Annotated in this window: 26 protein-coding genes; all 26 read right to left on the reverse strand. The window is 65.6% G+C overall.

The genetic code is table 11. The annotated features are described in order from the left end of the window. Positions 1-48: 48 nt before the first annotated feature. The 26 genes from H0I76_RS18415 to rpsJ all read right to left on the reverse strand — a co-directional run bounded on the left by H0I76_RS18415 (position 49) and on the right by rpsJ (position 13,956). The gene (locus tag H0I76_RS18415) at positions 49-1,068 is read right to left on the reverse strand and encodes a DNA-directed RNA polymerase subunit alpha (protein WP_200613391.1); all 1,020 of its coding nucleotides are present in this window, start codon (positions 1,066-1,068) and stop codon (positions 49-51) included. 116 nt (positions 1,069-1,184) lie between these two features. Continuing rightward, positions 1,185-1,577 (reverse strand): 30S ribosomal protein S11, encoded by a 393-nt coding sequence (gene rpsK / locus H0I76_RS18420; RefSeq protein ID WP_200613393.1) that lies wholly within the window; start codon positions 1,575-1,577, stop codon positions 1,185-1,187. Positions 1,578-1,589: 12 nt separating this feature from the next. Beyond that, a complete protein-coding gene (gene rpsM, locus H0I76_RS18425; protein WP_200613396.1) occupies positions 1,590-1,958 on the reverse strand; it encodes a 30S ribosomal protein S13 in 369 nt (122 codons plus the stop codon). A gap of 224 nt (positions 1,959-2,182) precedes the next feature. After that, entirely contained in the window at positions 2,183-2,767 is a 585-nt protein-coding gene (locus H0I76_RS18430; protein WP_234455434.1) for an adenylate kinase, read from the reverse strand. A gap of 108 nt (positions 2,768-2,875) precedes the next feature. Next, the gene (gene secY / locus H0I76_RS18435) at positions 2,876-4,207 is read right to left on the reverse strand and encodes a preprotein translocase subunit SecY (RefSeq protein WP_200613399.1); all 1,332 of its coding nucleotides are present in this window, start codon (positions 4,205-4,207) and stop codon (positions 2,876-2,878) included. Between the two features lie 99 nt (positions 4,208-4,306). Beyond that, complete coding sequence (rplO, locus tag H0I76_RS18440; protein WP_200613402.1) at positions 4,307-4,792, reverse strand: 50S ribosomal protein L15; 486 nt, start codon at positions 4,790-4,792, stop codon at positions 4,307-4,309. Between the two features lie 175 nt (positions 4,793-4,967). After that, a complete protein-coding gene (gene rpmD, locus H0I76_RS18445; protein ID WP_200613405.1) occupies positions 4,968-5,156 on the reverse strand; it encodes a 50S ribosomal protein L30 in 189 nt (62 codons plus the stop codon). Positions 5,157-5,170: 14 nt separating this feature from the next. Next, positions 5,171-5,743: a 30S ribosomal protein S5 gene (rpsE, locus tag H0I76_RS18450; RefSeq protein WP_200613407.1), complete on the reverse strand. Its 573-nt coding sequence runs from the start codon at positions 5,741-5,743 to the stop codon at positions 5,171-5,173. A 13-nt stretch (positions 5,744-5,756) separates the two neighbouring features. Next, entirely contained in the window at positions 5,757-6,116 is a 360-nt protein-coding gene (gene rplR / locus H0I76_RS18455) for a 50S ribosomal protein L18 (RefSeq protein ID WP_200613410.1), read from the reverse strand. 12 nt (positions 6,117-6,128) lie between these two features. Beyond that, on the reverse strand, positions 6,129-6,662 hold the full coding sequence (gene rplF / locus H0I76_RS18460; protein WP_200613413.1) for a 50S ribosomal protein L6: 534 nt from the start codon (positions 6,660-6,662) through the stop codon (positions 6,129-6,131). A gap of 10 nt (positions 6,663-6,672) precedes the next feature. Next, a complete protein-coding gene (gene rpsH / locus H0I76_RS18465) occupies positions 6,673-7,071 on the reverse strand; it encodes a 30S ribosomal protein S8 (protein ID WP_200613415.1) in 399 nt (132 codons plus the stop codon). A gap of 13 nt (positions 7,072-7,084) precedes the next feature. Then, positions 7,085-7,390, reverse strand: coding sequence for a 30S ribosomal protein S14 (rpsN, locus tag H0I76_RS18470; RefSeq protein ID WP_200613431.1), 306 nt, complete (start codon positions 7,388-7,390; stop codon positions 7,085-7,087). A gap of 19 nt (positions 7,391-7,409) precedes the next feature. Then, complete coding sequence (gene rplE, locus H0I76_RS18475; protein WP_200613434.1) at positions 7,410-7,970, reverse strand: 50S ribosomal protein L5; 561 nt, start codon at positions 7,968-7,970, stop codon at positions 7,410-7,412. Then, positions 7,963-8,280 (reverse strand): 50S ribosomal protein L24, encoded by a 318-nt coding sequence (rplX, locus tag H0I76_RS18480; protein ID WP_200613437.1) that lies wholly within the window; start codon positions 8,278-8,280, stop codon positions 7,963-7,965. Before rplX ends, rplE begins: the two co-directional genes overlap by 8 nt. Next, positions 8,280-8,648, reverse strand: coding sequence for a 50S ribosomal protein L14 (gene rplN, locus H0I76_RS18485; protein WP_200613440.1), 369 nt, complete (start codon positions 8,646-8,648; stop codon positions 8,280-8,282). The genes rplX and rplN overlap by 1 nt, the downstream gene beginning before the upstream one ends. A 73-nt stretch (positions 8,649-8,721) precedes the next feature. Continuing rightward, on the reverse strand, positions 8,722-8,955 hold the full coding sequence (gene rpsQ, locus H0I76_RS18490; RefSeq protein WP_200613443.1) for a 30S ribosomal protein S17: 234 nt from the start codon (positions 8,953-8,955) through the stop codon (positions 8,722-8,724). A 5-nt stretch (positions 8,956-8,960) separates the two neighbouring features. Beyond that, positions 8,961-9,167 (reverse strand): 50S ribosomal protein L29, encoded by a 207-nt coding sequence (gene rpmC / locus H0I76_RS18495; protein ID WP_200613446.1) that lies wholly within the window; start codon positions 9,165-9,167, stop codon positions 8,961-8,963. A gap of 116 nt (positions 9,168-9,283) precedes the next feature. After that, positions 9,284-9,697: a 50S ribosomal protein L16 gene (gene rplP, locus H0I76_RS18500; RefSeq protein ID WP_200613449.1), complete on the reverse strand. Its 414-nt coding sequence runs from the start codon at positions 9,695-9,697 to the stop codon at positions 9,284-9,286. A 21-nt stretch (positions 9,698-9,718) separates the two neighbouring features. Beyond that, a complete protein-coding gene (gene rpsC / locus H0I76_RS18505; protein ID WP_200613452.1) occupies positions 9,719-10,429 on the reverse strand; it encodes a 30S ribosomal protein S3 in 711 nt (236 codons plus the stop codon). After that, complete coding sequence (gene rplV / locus H0I76_RS18510; RefSeq protein WP_200613455.1) at positions 10,429-10,809, reverse strand: 50S ribosomal protein L22; 381 nt, start codon at positions 10,807-10,809, stop codon at positions 10,429-10,431. Before rplV ends, rpsC begins: the two co-directional genes overlap by 1 nt. Positions 10,810-10,813: 4 nt before the next feature. Continuing rightward, on the reverse strand, positions 10,814-11,092 hold the full coding sequence (gene rpsS, locus H0I76_RS18515) for a 30S ribosomal protein S19 (RefSeq protein ID WP_200613458.1): 279 nt from the start codon (positions 11,090-11,092) through the stop codon (positions 10,814-10,816). A 12-nt stretch (positions 11,093-11,104) separates the two neighbouring features. Next, positions 11,105-11,941, reverse strand: a complete 837-nt coding sequence (gene rplB, locus H0I76_RS18520; RefSeq protein WP_200613461.1) for a 50S ribosomal protein L2 — start codon at positions 11,939-11,941, stop codon at positions 11,105-11,107. 42 nt (positions 11,942-11,983) lie between these two features. After that, complete coding sequence (locus H0I76_RS18525) at positions 11,984-12,280, reverse strand: 50S ribosomal protein L23 (RefSeq protein ID WP_200613464.1); 297 nt, start codon at positions 12,278-12,280, stop codon at positions 11,984-11,986. Between the two features lie 2 nt (positions 12,281-12,282). Further along, a complete protein-coding gene (rplD, locus tag H0I76_RS18530) occupies positions 12,283-12,915 on the reverse strand; it encodes a 50S ribosomal protein L4 (RefSeq protein ID WP_200613466.1) in 633 nt (210 codons plus the stop codon). Then, positions 12,912-13,634 (reverse strand): 50S ribosomal protein L3, encoded by a 723-nt coding sequence (gene rplC, locus H0I76_RS18535; RefSeq protein WP_200613469.1) that lies wholly within the window; start codon positions 13,632-13,634, stop codon positions 12,912-12,914. Before rplC ends, rplD begins: the two co-directional genes overlap by 4 nt. A 13-nt stretch (positions 13,635-13,647) precedes the next feature. Then, positions 13,648-13,956, reverse strand: coding sequence for a 30S ribosomal protein S10 (rpsJ, locus tag H0I76_RS18540; protein ID WP_200613472.1), 309 nt, complete (start codon positions 13,954-13,956; stop codon positions 13,648-13,650). Positions 13,957-14,064 lie beyond the last annotated feature (108 nt).

The following is a 14,064-nucleotide window of genomic DNA, read 5'->3' on the forward strand; positions in this document are numbered from 1 at the left end:
GCCCGGGGCTCGGTCTGCGGGGACGCATGCGCCCCCGCGGTCGGAGGATCAGAACTGATCCTCGAACTTCTTGGCCATGTCCTCGATGTTTTCGGGCGGCCAGTCGGGTACGTCCATACCGAGGTGAAGCCCCATCGTCGAGAGGACTTCCTTGATCTCGTTCAGCGACTTCCGGCCGAAGTTCGGCGTGCGAAGCATCTCGGCCTCGGTCTTCTGGATGAGATCGCCGATATAGACGATGTTGTCGTTCTTGAGGCAGTTGGCCGAGCGGACCGACAGTTCGAGCTCGTCGACCTTCTTGAGGAGAAGCGGGTTGAACTCGAGCGACTCTTCGCCCTCGTCGCGGCCGGCTTCCTTCGGTTCCTCGAAGTTGATGAAGATCTGGAGCTGGTCCTGCAGGATGCGCGCGGCATAGGCGATCGCGTCCTCGGGGCCAAGCGAGCCGTCGGTCTCGACGACGATCGACAGCTTGTCATAGTCCAAAACCTGGCCCTCGCGGGTCGGCTCGACCTTGTAGCTCACGCGCTTGACCGGCGAGTAGATCGCATCGACCGGGATCAGGCCGATCGGCGCATCCTCGGGGCGGTTCTTGTCGGCCGAGACATAGCCCTTGCCCGTGCCGACCGTCAGCTCCATGTGGAGCGACGCGCCGTCGTCGAGATGGCAGATCACGTGGTCCTTGTTGATGATGTCGACGCCGGCGACCTCGGTGATGTCACCCGCGGTCACGACGCCGGGACCGGTGGCCGACAGCTGCAGCCTCTTGGTCCCCTCGACATCCATGCGCACGGCGATGCCCTTGACGTTGAGCACGACGTCGGTGACGTCCTCGCGGACGCCGGGGATCGACGAAAACTCGTGCAGCACGCCATCGATCTGCACCGAGGTAACCGCCGCGCCCTGGAGCGACGACAGCAGAACCCGCCGAAGTGCATTGCCCAGTGTGAGACCGAAGCCGCGCTCGAGCGGCTCGGCCACGGCGGTGGCGACGCGGTCGCCATCGGCACCGGGGCTGATCACGAGGCCGTGCGGCTTGATCAGCTCTAGCCAGTTCTTATGGATCGTCATGGTGCCTCCTCCATTCTCGCATACGGGCCGACCCGGAGCCCGCACGCACTCGAGGAAAAGCCTGCGGACCTGCCCCACATTGGGAAACAGGCCCGCCTGCTCGACAAATTGTACCGTCAGACGCGGCGGCGCTTCGGCGGCCGGCAGCCGTTATGCGCAATCGGGGTGACGTCGCGGATCGCGGTGACCTGGAAACCGATCGACTGCAGCGCACGAAGTGCCGACTCGCGACCCGATCCGGGACCCTGAACCTCGACCTCGAGCGTGCGCACGCCGTGCTCCTGCGCCTTGCGGCCCGCGTCCTCGGCGGCGACCTGCGCGGCATAGGGGGTCGACTTGCGCGATCCCTTGAAGCCCATCGAGCCGGCCGAGGACCACGAAATCGTGTTGCCCTGCGCGTCGGCAATGGTGATGAGGGTGTTGTTGAATGAGGCGTTCACATGCGCGACGCCAGCCGAGATGTTCTTGCGCTCTTTGCGCTTCGGCGCAACGCGACGATCACGAGCCATCTGCCCTGCTCCTTACTTCTTCTTGCCGGCAATCGGCTTCGCGGGACCCTTGCGCGTGCGCGCATTGGTGTGGGTGCGCTGGCCGCGAACGGGCAGGCCGCGACGATGGCGCAGGCCGCGATAGCAGCCGAGGTCCATCAGACGCTTGATATTGACCGCAACCTCGCGCCGCAGATCGCCCTCGACCTGCAAGCTCTGGTCGATATGCTCGCGGATCGCGACAACCTCGGCATCCGAAAGCTCGTTCACGCGGCGCGCATCGGCGATGCCGACGGCTTCGCAGATCTGCTTCGCAGTGCTCTGGCCGATGCCATGAATATAGGTGAGTGCGATGTGCACCCGCTTGTTCGTCGGAATGTTAACGCCAGCGATGCGCGCCACTTCTCCAGCTCCGTCGTTCGCCACCCGCGTCCGGGGGGCCCAAAATCCAAAGGACCAGTCCTCGCGACCGGCCCCGTCTCATCCCGAGAGTTGCTCGCCACATCCCATGCCGTCGAGAGGTGAAGTCGACGGCGGCGACTCTCATTCCGTGAATGGAAGCGCGAACTATAAGCACGCGCCTCCCCGCGTCAACCCCGATTTCGGGGTATCGTCAGCCCCATCCCTCAGCCGATCGCCGTGCCGATCTGCGCTGTGACATCGTTGATGTCGGCCATCCCGTCCACGGTGCGCAACTTGCCATGCGCCCGATAGTAGTCGATCAGCGGCGCGGTCTCGGCGTGGTAGGCGTTGAGCCGCTCACGCACAGTCTCCGCATTGTCGTCGGCGCGGCGCTTGAACTCGGTCGAGCCGCACTTGTCACAGACGCCTTCCCTGGCCGGCCGCTTGTGCGTGTCGTGGTAGCCCTCGCCGCATTTCGCGCAGGTGAACCGCCCCGATACGCGATCGACCAGCGCTTCGTCATCGACCTCCATGCTCACCACCGCACCAAGCTCCATGCCTTTCTCGGCGAGCAGCGCGTCGAGGGCCTCGGCCTGCGCGACGGTGCGGGGAAAACCGTCGAAGATGACGCCCTGCTTCACGTCCGGGGCATCCAGTCGGTCCGAAACGACGCCGATGACGATATCGTCTGAGACAAGCTGTCCGGCCTCCATCACCGCCTTGGCCTTCCTGCCGACCTCAGTGCCGGCGGCAACCGCGGCGCGGAGCATGTCGCCGGTCGAGAGCTGCACCATGCCCTCGCGCTCCATCAGGATCCGCGCCTGGGTGCCCTTGCCCGCCCCCGGCGGGCCCAAGAGGATGATGTTCACGTCGGAGTCCCCCTTCCGGTTCTTCAGTTGGCAGGAGGGGGGCACCCGTTACCGGCGCCGCCCCCGGATTTTCGACTTCTCGATCAGGCCTTGATACTGATGCGCGAGAAGGTGGCTTTGCACCTGCGTCATGGTGTCCATCGTGACCGAAACCACGATCAGGAGCGACGTGCCGCCGAAGTAGAACGGCACGGCCAGCTCGGCGATCATCACCTCGGGAAGAAGGCAGACCACGACCAGGTAGATCGCCCCCACGGCGCTGAGCCGCGTCAGTACGTAGTCGAGATACTCCGCGGTCTTCTTGCCCGGCCGGATCCCGAGCACGAAGCCGCCGTGCTTCTTGAGATTGTCCGCAACATCGTCGGGGTTGAACACGACTGCCGTGTAGAAGAACACGAAGAAGACGATCAGCGCCGCGTACAGCGCGAGGAACAGCGGCTGCCCGTGGCCCAGCAACGCCGCCACCGCCCCGAGCCAGCCCACGTCGCCGCTCTGGGCGCCGAAGCTCGCGATCGTGGTCGGAAGAAGCAGCAGCGACGACGCGAAGATCGGCGGGATGACGCCGGCCGTGTTGAGCTTGAGCGGCAGGTGCGAGCTCTCGCCGCCATACATCTTGTTGCCGACCTGGCGCTTTGGATACTGGATCAGGATCCGGCGCTGGGCGCGCTCGAAGAAGACCACCGCGTAGATCACGAGGACCGCGAGGATCAGGATGCCCAGGATCGCGATCGTCGAGAGCTGGCCGGTCCGGCCAAGCTCGAAGAACTGCGCGAGGGCGCTGGGCAGGTTGGCGACGATGCCGGTGAAGATGATCAGCGAAATGCCGTTGCCGATGCCGCGCGAGGTGATCTGCTCGCCCAGCCACATCAGGAACATCGTGCCGCCGACCAGCGTGATCACCGCCGAGGCACGGAAGAACGCGCCGGGCTCGAGCGCAAGGCCCTGCCCCTCAAGGCCGACCGCGATGCCGTAGGCCTGCACGGTCGCAAGCAGCACGGTGCCGTAGCGCGTGTACTGGTTGATCTTCTTGCGCCCGGTCTCGCCCTCTTTCTTGAGCTGCTCGAGCGACGGAACCATCGACGTCATCAGCTGCATGATGATCGAGGCCGAGATGTAGGGCATGATCCCGAGCGCGAAGATCGCCATACGGCCAACGGCGCCGCCCGCAAACATGTTGAAGACGCCGATGATGCCACCGCGCGTCTGTTCCATGAACTGCTGGAGCTGGACCGTGTCGATCCCCGGCATGGGGATGAAGGTGCCGAGGCGATAGACGATCAGAAGACTGATGGCAAAGAGGATGCGGCTTTGAAGATCCTTGGCCTGGCCGAAGGATTTCCAGCTCATGTTCGCGGCCAACTGCTCGGCGGTGGAAGCCATGATGCCTCTCTTGTCAGGTCAAAGGCCGCCACGGGGATCACCCCGCAGCGGCCGTTCATCCGTTTGGTGGCGCGCCTCGGCCGGGGCGCGCGCGCGCCATCACTCGGCGCTGGCCTCGGCCGCAGCCTTGACGCTGAGCGTGCCGCCCGACGCCTCGACCGCGGCGATCGCGGCCTTGGAAGCGCCCGTCACGTCAATCTTGAGACCCTTCGAGGTCAGCTCGCCCTTGGCAAGCACCCGCACGCCGTCGCGCTTGCGGCGCACCAGGCCCGAATTCACCAGCACGGCCTCGTCGATCACCGATTTCGCGTCGATCTTATCGTCATCGATGAAGCGCTGGATGGCGCCCAGATTCACCACGGCGAAGTTCTTGGTGAACATCTTGTTGGTGAAGCCACGCTTCGGCAGGCGGCGGTGGAGCGGCATCTGGCCACCCTCGAACCCCTTGATCGCCACGCCCGAGCGCGACTTCTGGCCCTTAATGCCGCGGCCGGCGGTCTTGCCCTTGCCCGAGCCGGGGCCGCGCGCAACGCGCTTTTTGGTTTTCGCGGCGCCCGGATTGTCGCGCAGTTCGTGAAGTTTCATGACGCATCTCCTCTCTCACCGGACTGCACGGGGCAATGCGTCGGTCCCCGCCGCCACGGCTTCAATTAAGACCCGCATGCCGGAAGCGTAAGTGCTCCGATCGCCGCAGGTGCGTGCCCCGGTCGGGGCGACAAGAGACGAGGGCGCCGCGGGGCGCCCTCACCTGGTAAAGGCCTCAGCCTTTTTCTTCGACGATGGTCACAAGATGCGGGATCGACTCGACCATGCCGCGCACCGAGGGCGTGTCCTCGAGCTCGCGAGTGCGATGCATCTTGTTGAGCCCGAGGCCCTTCAGCGTATCGCGCTGCTTGGCCGGGCGGCGGATCGGGCTGCCGATCTGCTTGACGACGATGGTCTTTGCCATTGGTTCAGACCTCCTCAGGCGTCCGCGGTCTCGGCCGGCTGACCCTCGCGGGCCGGCAGGATGTCCGAAACCTTCTTGCCGCGGCGCGCCGCGACCTGGCGGGGCGAGAACTCGTTCCGCAGGCCGTCGAAGGTCGCGCGGACCATGTTGTAGGGGTTCTGGCTGCCGGTCGACTTGGCGACGACATCCTGCACGCCCAGCATCTCGAACACGGCACGGCACGGGCCGCCCGCGATGATGCCGGTACCCGCAGGCGCCGAGCGCATGACAACCTTGCCGGCACCCCAGCGGCCCTGCACGTCGTGATGCAGCGTCCGGCCCTCGCGGAGCGGCACGCGGATCATCGAGCGCTTGGCTTCCTCGGTCGCCTTGCGGATCGCCTCGGGGACCTCCTTGGCCTTGCCCGAGCCGAAGCCCACGCGGCCCTTCTGGTCGCCGACGACGACGAGCGCCGCGAAGCCGAAGCGCTTGCCGCCCTTCACCGTCTTCGAGACACGGTTGATCGCGACGAGGCGATCGGCAAATTCCGGCTCGCGATCCTCGTCGCGGCGGTCGCGACGCTCGCGGCGTCCTTCACGTTCTGCCATCTCTCTCGCCTCCTCAGAACTTCAGCCCGCCCTCGCGGGCGGCATCGGCCAGGGCCTTGATCTTACCGTGGAACAGGAACCCGCCCCGATCGAAATAGACGTTCTCGACGCCCGCCGCCTTGGCACGCTCGGCCAGCGCCGCGCCGACCTTCTTGGCCGCCTCGACGTTGTTCTTGCCGGCGATGCCGAGCGACGGCTCGAGCGACGAAGCCGCGGCCACGGTGCGGCCCGCCACGTCGTCGATGATCTGCACCGAGATATTCTTCGACGAACGGTGCACGCTCATGCGCAGCCGGTCGTCCGATACCTTCCGAAGCTTGTTGCGGACGCGCAGGCGGCGCCGCAGGAAAAGCTCACGCTTGCTGTTGGCCATATCCTTGCGTCCTTACTTCTTCTTGCCTTCCTTGCGGAAGATGAACTCGCCCTTGTAGCGGATGCCCTTGCCCTTGTAGGGCTCGGGACGGCGCCAGTCGCGGATCTTCGCCGCGGTTTCACCGACCAACTGCTGATCGATGCCGCTCACGATGATCTCCGTCGGCTTCGGGCACTGGATGTCGATGCCATCGGGGATGGCGAAATCGACATCGTGGCTGTAGCCGAGCGCGAGCTTGAGCGTCTTGCCCTGCACCTGGGCGCGGTAACCGACACCCTGGATCTCGAGCTCCCGCGTGAAGCCCTCGGTCACGCCCTGCGCGAGGTTCGCGATCTGCGTGCGGGTCATGCCCCACTGCTGACGCGCGCGCTTGGACGTGCCACGCGGCTTGACGGTGACGACGTTGCCCTCGGCAACGATGTCCACGTCGTCGGTCGCGGTGAAGCTGCGGACGCCCTTGGGCCCCTTGCACTCCACCATCTGGCCCGAAACCTTGAATTCGGCGCCCTTCGGTGCTTCGACCGGTCTCTTTCCGATACGCGACATGATCGCCTCCTCAGAAAACGGTGCAGAGCACTTCGCCGCCGACGTTCTCGGCCCGGGCACGCGTGTCGGTCATGACACCGCGGCTGGTCGATACGATGGCAACGCCGAGCCCGTTACGGACATGCGGCAGCCCTTTCGAGGCCGAGTAGGAGCGCCGACCGGGGGTCGAGATGCGCCGCAGCTCGCGGATCGCGGGCTGGCCGTCGAAATACTTCAGGCTGATTACGAACTCGGGATGGCCACCCTGACCGTCCGCCTTCTCGTAGCCGCGGATGTAGCCCTCGTCCTTGAGGACGTCGAGCACCCAACCGCGCAGCTTCGAGGCGGGCGTGCGAACCGTCGAGCGGTTGCGCAGGCTCGCGTTGCGGATACGGGCGAGCATATCGCCGAGAGGATCGTTCATCGACATTCTTGTCCCCTCCTCACCAGCTCGACTTGACCATGCCCGGGATCTCGCCACGCGAGGCGAGGTCACGGAGGGCGATGCGGCTCATCTTGAGCTTGCGGTAGTACGCACGCGGACGGCCCGTCACCTCGCAGCGGTTGCGGATCCGGCTGGCCGACGAGTTCCGCGGCAGCTTCGCGAGCTTGAGGCGCGCCTTGAAGCGCTCTTCCATCGACTTCGAGTCGTCAGTCGCAATCGCCTTCAGCGCGGCGCGCTTCTCGGCATACTGCGCGGCAAGGCGGGTGCGCTTCTTGTCGCGCTCGACCATGCTCTTCTTTGCCATGTCTCTCTTCCTCCCGCGCTCAGGTCCGGAACGGCATGTTGAAGGCAGCGAGCAGCGCCTTCGCCTCGGCGTCCGTACCCGCCGTGGTGCTGATCACGATATCCATGCCCCGAACGGCATCGACCTTGTCGTAGTCGATTTCGGGGAACACGATGTGCTCCTTGATGCCCATGGCAAAGTTGCCACGGCCGTCGAAGCTCTTGCCCGGCACGCCGCGGAAGTCGCGGATGCGCGGCATGGCAACCGTGATCAGGCGATCGAGGAAGTCGTACATCCGCTCGCGGCGCAGCGTCACCTTGACGCCGAGGGGCATGCCCTCGCGCAGCTTGAAACCGGCGATCGACTTCTTCGCCTTGGTGATGACCGGCTTCTGAGCGGCGATCTTCATCAGGTCGTCATGCGCCGACTTGATCTTCTTCGAGTCGCTCACCGCCTCGCCGACGCCCATGTTGAGGACGATCTTGTCGAGCCGCGGGATCATCATGTCGTTCTTGTAGCCGAACTGCTCCTTCAGAGCCTGACGGATCTGGCTCTCGTAGAGAGCGCGGAGACGGGGCACATATGCGGAGCCGTCAGCCATCGATGACCTCCCCCGACTTCTTGGCAAAGCGGACCTTGGTGCCGTCCTCGAGGACGCGGAAGCCAACCCGGGTCGGGCCGCCCTCCTTGGGGTCCACGATGGCGATGTTCGACAGGTCGATCGCCGCTTCCTTCTGAATACGGCCGCCCTGGTTGTTCTGGGTCTGCCGCTGGTGACGGGTCACCATGTTCACGCCCGACACAACGGCGCGGCCGTCCTTCGGGATGACGCGGAGGATCTCGCCCTCCTTGCCCTTGTCACGGCCCGTCAGGACCACGACGCGGTCGCCCTTCTTGAGCTTCGCAGCCATCACAGCACCTCCGGCGCCAGCGAGATGATCTTCATGAAGTTCTTGGCGCGCAGCTCGCGCACGACCGGCCCGAAGATACGGGTGCCGACCGGCTCGAGGTTGTTGTTGAGGATGACCGCGGCGTTGCGGTCGAAACGGATGGTCGTGCCATCCTCGCGCCGGACTTCCTTCGCGGTGCGCACGACGACGGCCTTACGCACATCGCCCTTCTTCACGCGGCCGCGGGGGATCGCCTCTTTCACCGAGACGACGATGATGTCGCCGACGCCCGCGTACTTGCGCTTCGCACCGCCGAGCACCTTGATGCACTGCACCCGACGCGCGCCGGAGTTGTCGGCGACGTCCAGATTGGTTTGCATCTGGATCATGCTTTGCTCTCCCGACCTGCGGGGACCCCTTCATGGCCCCGCGGTTTCGATCAGCTGGGATGTCAGCTTGGGGTCAGACCCGGCCGACGACCTCCCAGCGCTTGCTTCTCGACACCGGCGCGCACTCCTGAATGCGCACGGTCTCGCCGACCTTGAACTCGTTGGCCGCATCGTGGGCGCGGTACTTCTTCGAGCTGCGGACGGTCTTCTTCAGAACCGGGTGCGTGAAGCGACGCTCGACCAGGACCGTGACGGTCTGCTCGTTCTTGTCGCTGACGACGGTGCCCTGCAGGATTCGCTTCGGCATGTCTCTTACTCCGCCCCGGCCGCGGCGCGGGCCTTCTCGTTCAGGATTGTGTTCACCCGCGCGATGTCGCGGCGGACGGCGCGCTTGCGCGCGGTGCTCTCAAGCTGGCCGGTCGCGGCCTGAAAACGGAGGTTGAACGCCTCCTTCTTCAGGGTCTCGAGATCCTGGCGCAGCTGATCCGGCGTCTTCTCGCGCAGCTCAGTGGCCTTCATGGCACGTCTCCTTTGACAGATATGCGGGGGCGCGACCGCAGGGCCGCTGCCACCGCATCATTCATCAAAAACCGGCCCTCCCCTCGCCCGTCAGGCGGGGGCGGACCGAAAATTCCTCACCAGTCCTCGCGGACGACGACCCGGCTCTTGATCGGCAGCTTCATGGCTGCGAGGCGGAGCGCCTCCCTTGCCACAGCTTCGGGCACGCCGTCAATCTCGAACATGATGCGGCCGGGCTTAACCTTGGCCGCCCAGTACTCGACCGAGCCCTTGCCCTTACCCATACGCACTTCGGTCGGCTTCTGCGTGACCGGCACATCGGGGAAGATGCGGATCCAGATACGGCCCTGGCGCTTCATCTGGCGGGTCATCGCGCGGCGGGCCGCCTCGATCTGCCGCGCGGTGATGCGCTCGGGTTCAACCGCCTTGAGCCCGAAGGTGCCAAAGTTCAGGTCGAAGCCACCCTTGGCCTCGCCGTGAATACGGCCCTTGTGCTGCTTGCGGAACTTCGTTCGTTTCGGCGAAAGCATTGCTCGTCTCCCTGCCCTGCGTCAGCGGTCGCGATCGCGCCCGGGACGCCCGGCGCCGCCTTCCTGCAGCTCCTGCTGACGGCGGTCACGCGCCGCAGGATCGTGCTCCATGACCTCGCCCTTGAAGATCCAGACCTTGATCCCGATGATGCCGTAGGCGGTTTTCGCCTCGGCCAGCGCGTAGTCGATGTCGGCGCGCAGCGTGTGAAGCGGCACGCGCCCCTCACGATACCACTCGGTCCGCGCGATCTCGGCGCCGCCAAGACGGCCGGCGCAGTTGATGCGGATCCCCTGGGCGCCCATGCGCATCGAGTTCTGCACCGCGCGCTTCATCGCACGACGGAAGGACACGCGACGCTCGAGCTGCTGGGCGATGTTCTCGGCCACCAGCTGGGCGTCGAGCTCCGGCCGACGGATCTCGACGATATTGAGATGCAGCTCGCTCGCGGTCAGTGCGGCAAGACGCGAGCGCAGCTTCTCGATATCCGCGCCCTTCTTGCCGATGATGACGCCCGGGCGAGCGGTGTGAACCGTGACCCGGCACTTCTTGTGCGGGCGCTCGATCACCACGCGGCTGATGCCGGCCTGCGAGCACTCCTTGCGGATGAACTCGCGGATCGCGAGGTCCTCGTGCAGAAGCTGGCCGTACTCCTTGCGGTCGGCGTACCAGCGGCTGTCCCAGGTCCGGTTGATCCCGACACGAAGGCCGATCGGATTGACTTTATGTCCCATCAGGCCTGCTCCTCTACCTGCCGAACCTTGATCGTGAGCTGGCTGAACGGCTTCATGATCCGCCCAAACCGGCCACGCGCACGCGGACGCCCGCGCTTCAGCACCAGGTTCTTGCCAACGAAGGCCTCGGTCACCACCAGCTCGTCAACGTCGAGCCCGTGGTTGTTCTCGGCATTCGCGATCGCCGACTGCAGCGTCTTCTTCACGTCCTGCGCGATGCGCTTCTTCGAGAAGGTCAGCATCGCCAGGGCCTGATCGGCCGACTTGCCGCGGATCATCTGCGCCACGAGGTTCAGCTTCTGAGGGCTGACGCGCAGCATGCGGTTGACCGCCATGGCCTCGTTCTCGGCGACGCGGCGGGGGTTCTTTTCCTGACCCATGGCCTTACCTCCGCTTCGCTTTCTTGTCGGCCGCGTGGCCGTAATAGGTGCGGGTCGGCGAGAACTCGCCGAACTTGTGGCCGATCATCTCCTCGGTGACATTCACCGGGATGTGCTTCTGGCCGTTGTAGACACCGAAGGTCAGACCGACGAACTGCGGCAGGATCGTCGAGCGGCGCGACCAGATCTTGATGACCTCGTTGCGGCCCGACTCACGCGCCTTCGCGGCCTTCTTCAGAACGAAGGAGTCGACGAACGGACCCTTCCAGACGGAACGTGGCATGCCCTCGTCTCCTTACTTCGACTTGCGCGCGTGACGCGAGCGCAGAATGTACTTCGCGGTCGCCTTGTTGGACCGCGTCTTGCGGCCCTTCGTCGGCTTGCCCCAGGGCGTGACCGGATGACGGCCGCCCGAGGTGCGGCCCTCACCACCACCATGCGGGTGGTCGATCGGGTTCATCGCAACGCCGCGTACTGCCGGGCGCTTGCCAAGGTGCCGGGTGCGCCCCGCCTTGCCCAGGTTCTGGTTCGAGTTGTCGGGGTTCGAAACCGCGCCAACCGTCGCCATGCACTCCTGCCGCACGATGCGCAGCTCGCCCGAGCTGAGGCGAAGCTGAGCATAGCCGCCATCGCGGCCCACGAACTGGGCGTAGGTGCCCGCCGCGCGCGCGATCTGGCCGCCCTTGCCGGGCTTCATCTCGACATTGTGCACGATCGTGCCGATCGGCATGCCGGTGAACGGCATCGCGTTGCCCGGCTTCACGTCGACCTTGTTGCCCGCGACGACCTTGTCGCCGACCCCGAGGCGCTGCGGCGCCAGGATGTAGGCCAGCTCGCCGTCCTCGTAGCGAACGAGCGCGATGAACGCGGTGCGGTTCGGGTCGTATTCGATCCGCTCCACCGTCGCCGGCACATCGATCTTGGTCCGCTTGAAGTCCACGATGCGGTAAAGCCGCTTCGCGCCGCCGCCGCGCCGCCGCGCGGTGATCCGTCCGGTGTTGTTCCGGCCACCCTTCCCGGTCAGACCCTCGATGAGGGTCTTCTCGGGACGGCCCTTCCAGAGCCCGGAACGGTCGATCAGAACCAGCCCGCGCTGGCCCGGCGTCGTCGGCTTATAGGTTTTCAACGCCATCTTGCTGTCTTCCGTTTGCTCGTTACCCGTCGTGCGCGATCGTCAGAGACCGGTGGTCACGTCGATCATGTTCCCCTCCTCGAGGGTCACATACGCTTTCTTGACGTCCTTGCGCCGCCCCGGCTTGCCGCGGAAACGCTTGACCTTGCCCTTGGTGACGGTCGTGTTCACGGCCTTCACCTTCACATTGAACAGCGCCTCGACCGCCTCCTTGATGAGCGGCTTGGTCGAGTCGATCGCCACCTCGAAGACCACCGCGTTCGCGTCGGACACGAGGGTCGACTTCTCGGTGATGATCGGGCGACGGATGACGTCGTAGAGAGCTGTCTTCTCGGTCATCGTCATGCCTCCTTCGGCGCGAGACGCGCTTCGAGTGCAGCGAGGCCCGCCTTGGTCACCACCAGCGTCTGCTTGCGCAGGATGTCATAGACATTCGCGCCCTGGCCGGGGAGCACGTGGACCGCCTCGAGGTTCTGCGCCGCACGCGCGAAGTTCGCGTCCAGCTCGGCCCCGTCGATCACGAGCGCCTTGCTCCAGCCAAGCTTGGCAAGCTTGAGGGCCAGCGCCTTGGTCTTCGGCTCGGCGAGCTTGGCCTCGTCGACGACGATCAGCTGACCGTCCTTCGCCTTGGCCGAGAGCGCCATCTTCAGGCCCAGCGCACGGACCTTCTTCGGCAGCTCGTGGGCATGGCTGCGGACCTGCGGGCCCTTCGCCGTGCCGCCGTGCCGGAACTGCGCGACCGCCTTGTCGCCATGACGGGCACCGCCGGTGCCCTTCTGGCGGTAGATCTTCTTGGTCGAGTAGCTCAGCTCGCCACGCGATTTGGTCTTGTGGGTGCCGGCCTGGCGCTTCGCCAGCTGCCAGCGCACCACGCGCTGCAGGATGTCCGCGCGAGGCTCGACGCCGAAGATCTCGTCCGAGACCTCGACCTCGCCCGCCGCGGCGGCATCGAGATTGATCACTGCGAGTTTCATTCCTCACCCCCTTCGACCGGGGCCTCGGCAGCAGCCGCAGCCTCAGCCGCGCGGATCGCGGCGGGAAGCGGCAGACCCTCGGGTGCACGGCGCTTAACCGCGTCACGCACCGTGACCCAGCCGCCGCGCGATCCGGGAACCGCGCCCTTGATCATGATCAGGCCACGCTCGGCATCGGTGCGCACGACCTCGAGGTTCTGCACGGTCACCCGCGCATCGCCCATGTGGCCGGCCATCTTCTTGCCCTTGAACACCTTGCCCGGGTCCTGGCACTGGCCGGTCGAGCCGTGGCTGCGGTGGCTGATCGACACGCCGTGCGAGGCGCGAAGACCACCGAAGTTGTGCCGCTTCATCGCACCGGCGAAGCCCTTGCCGATCGAGGTGCCGGCGACATCCACGAGCTGCCCGCTCACGAAATGATCGGCGGTGATCTCCGCTCCCACCTCGATCAGGTTCTCGGGCGCCACGCGGAACTCGACGACCCGGCGCTTGGGCGCCACGCTCGCCTTGGCGAAATGGCCACGCATCGGCTTCGAGGTGTTCTTCGCCTTGGCCTCGCCCGCGCCGAGCTGGACGGCGGTGTAGCCGTCACGGTCGGCCGTGCGCTGCGCGACGACCTGAACGTTTTCCATCTGGAGGACGGTCACGGGCACCTGCCGTCCGTCGTCCATGAATAGCCGGGTCATGCCCAGCTTCTTTGCGATCACTCCGGAGCGCATTTCCGTCGCCTCCTCAGATCTTGATCTCGACATCGACACCGGCGGCCAGATCGAGCTTCATCAGCGCGTCGACCGTCTGCGGCGTCGGGTCCACAATGTCCAGGAGACGCTTGTGGGTACGGATCTCGAACTGCTCGCGGCTCTTCTTGTCGATATGGGGGCCGCGGAGCACAGTGAATTTCTCGATCTTGTTCGGCAGCGGGATCGGGCCGCGCACCTGCGCGCCGGTCCGCTTGGCCGTGTTCACGATCTCGGCCGTGCTGGCATCGAGCACGCGGTGATCGAAGGCCTTGAGCCGGATTCTGATGTTCTGACCTTGCATCTTCGCCTCGCAGGGGAGAATGGGGCGGCCGGGGGTTAGCCCCCCGGCCGGGACCTCATGCCTTCATTCACTCGATGATTTTGGAGACGACGCCTGCGCCGACGGTGC

This window comes from Thermohalobaculum xanthum, from assembly GCF_016623495.1.
Lineage (GTDB): Bacteria > Pseudomonadota > Alphaproteobacteria > Rhodobacterales > Rhodobacteraceae > Thermohalobaculum > Thermohalobaculum xanthum.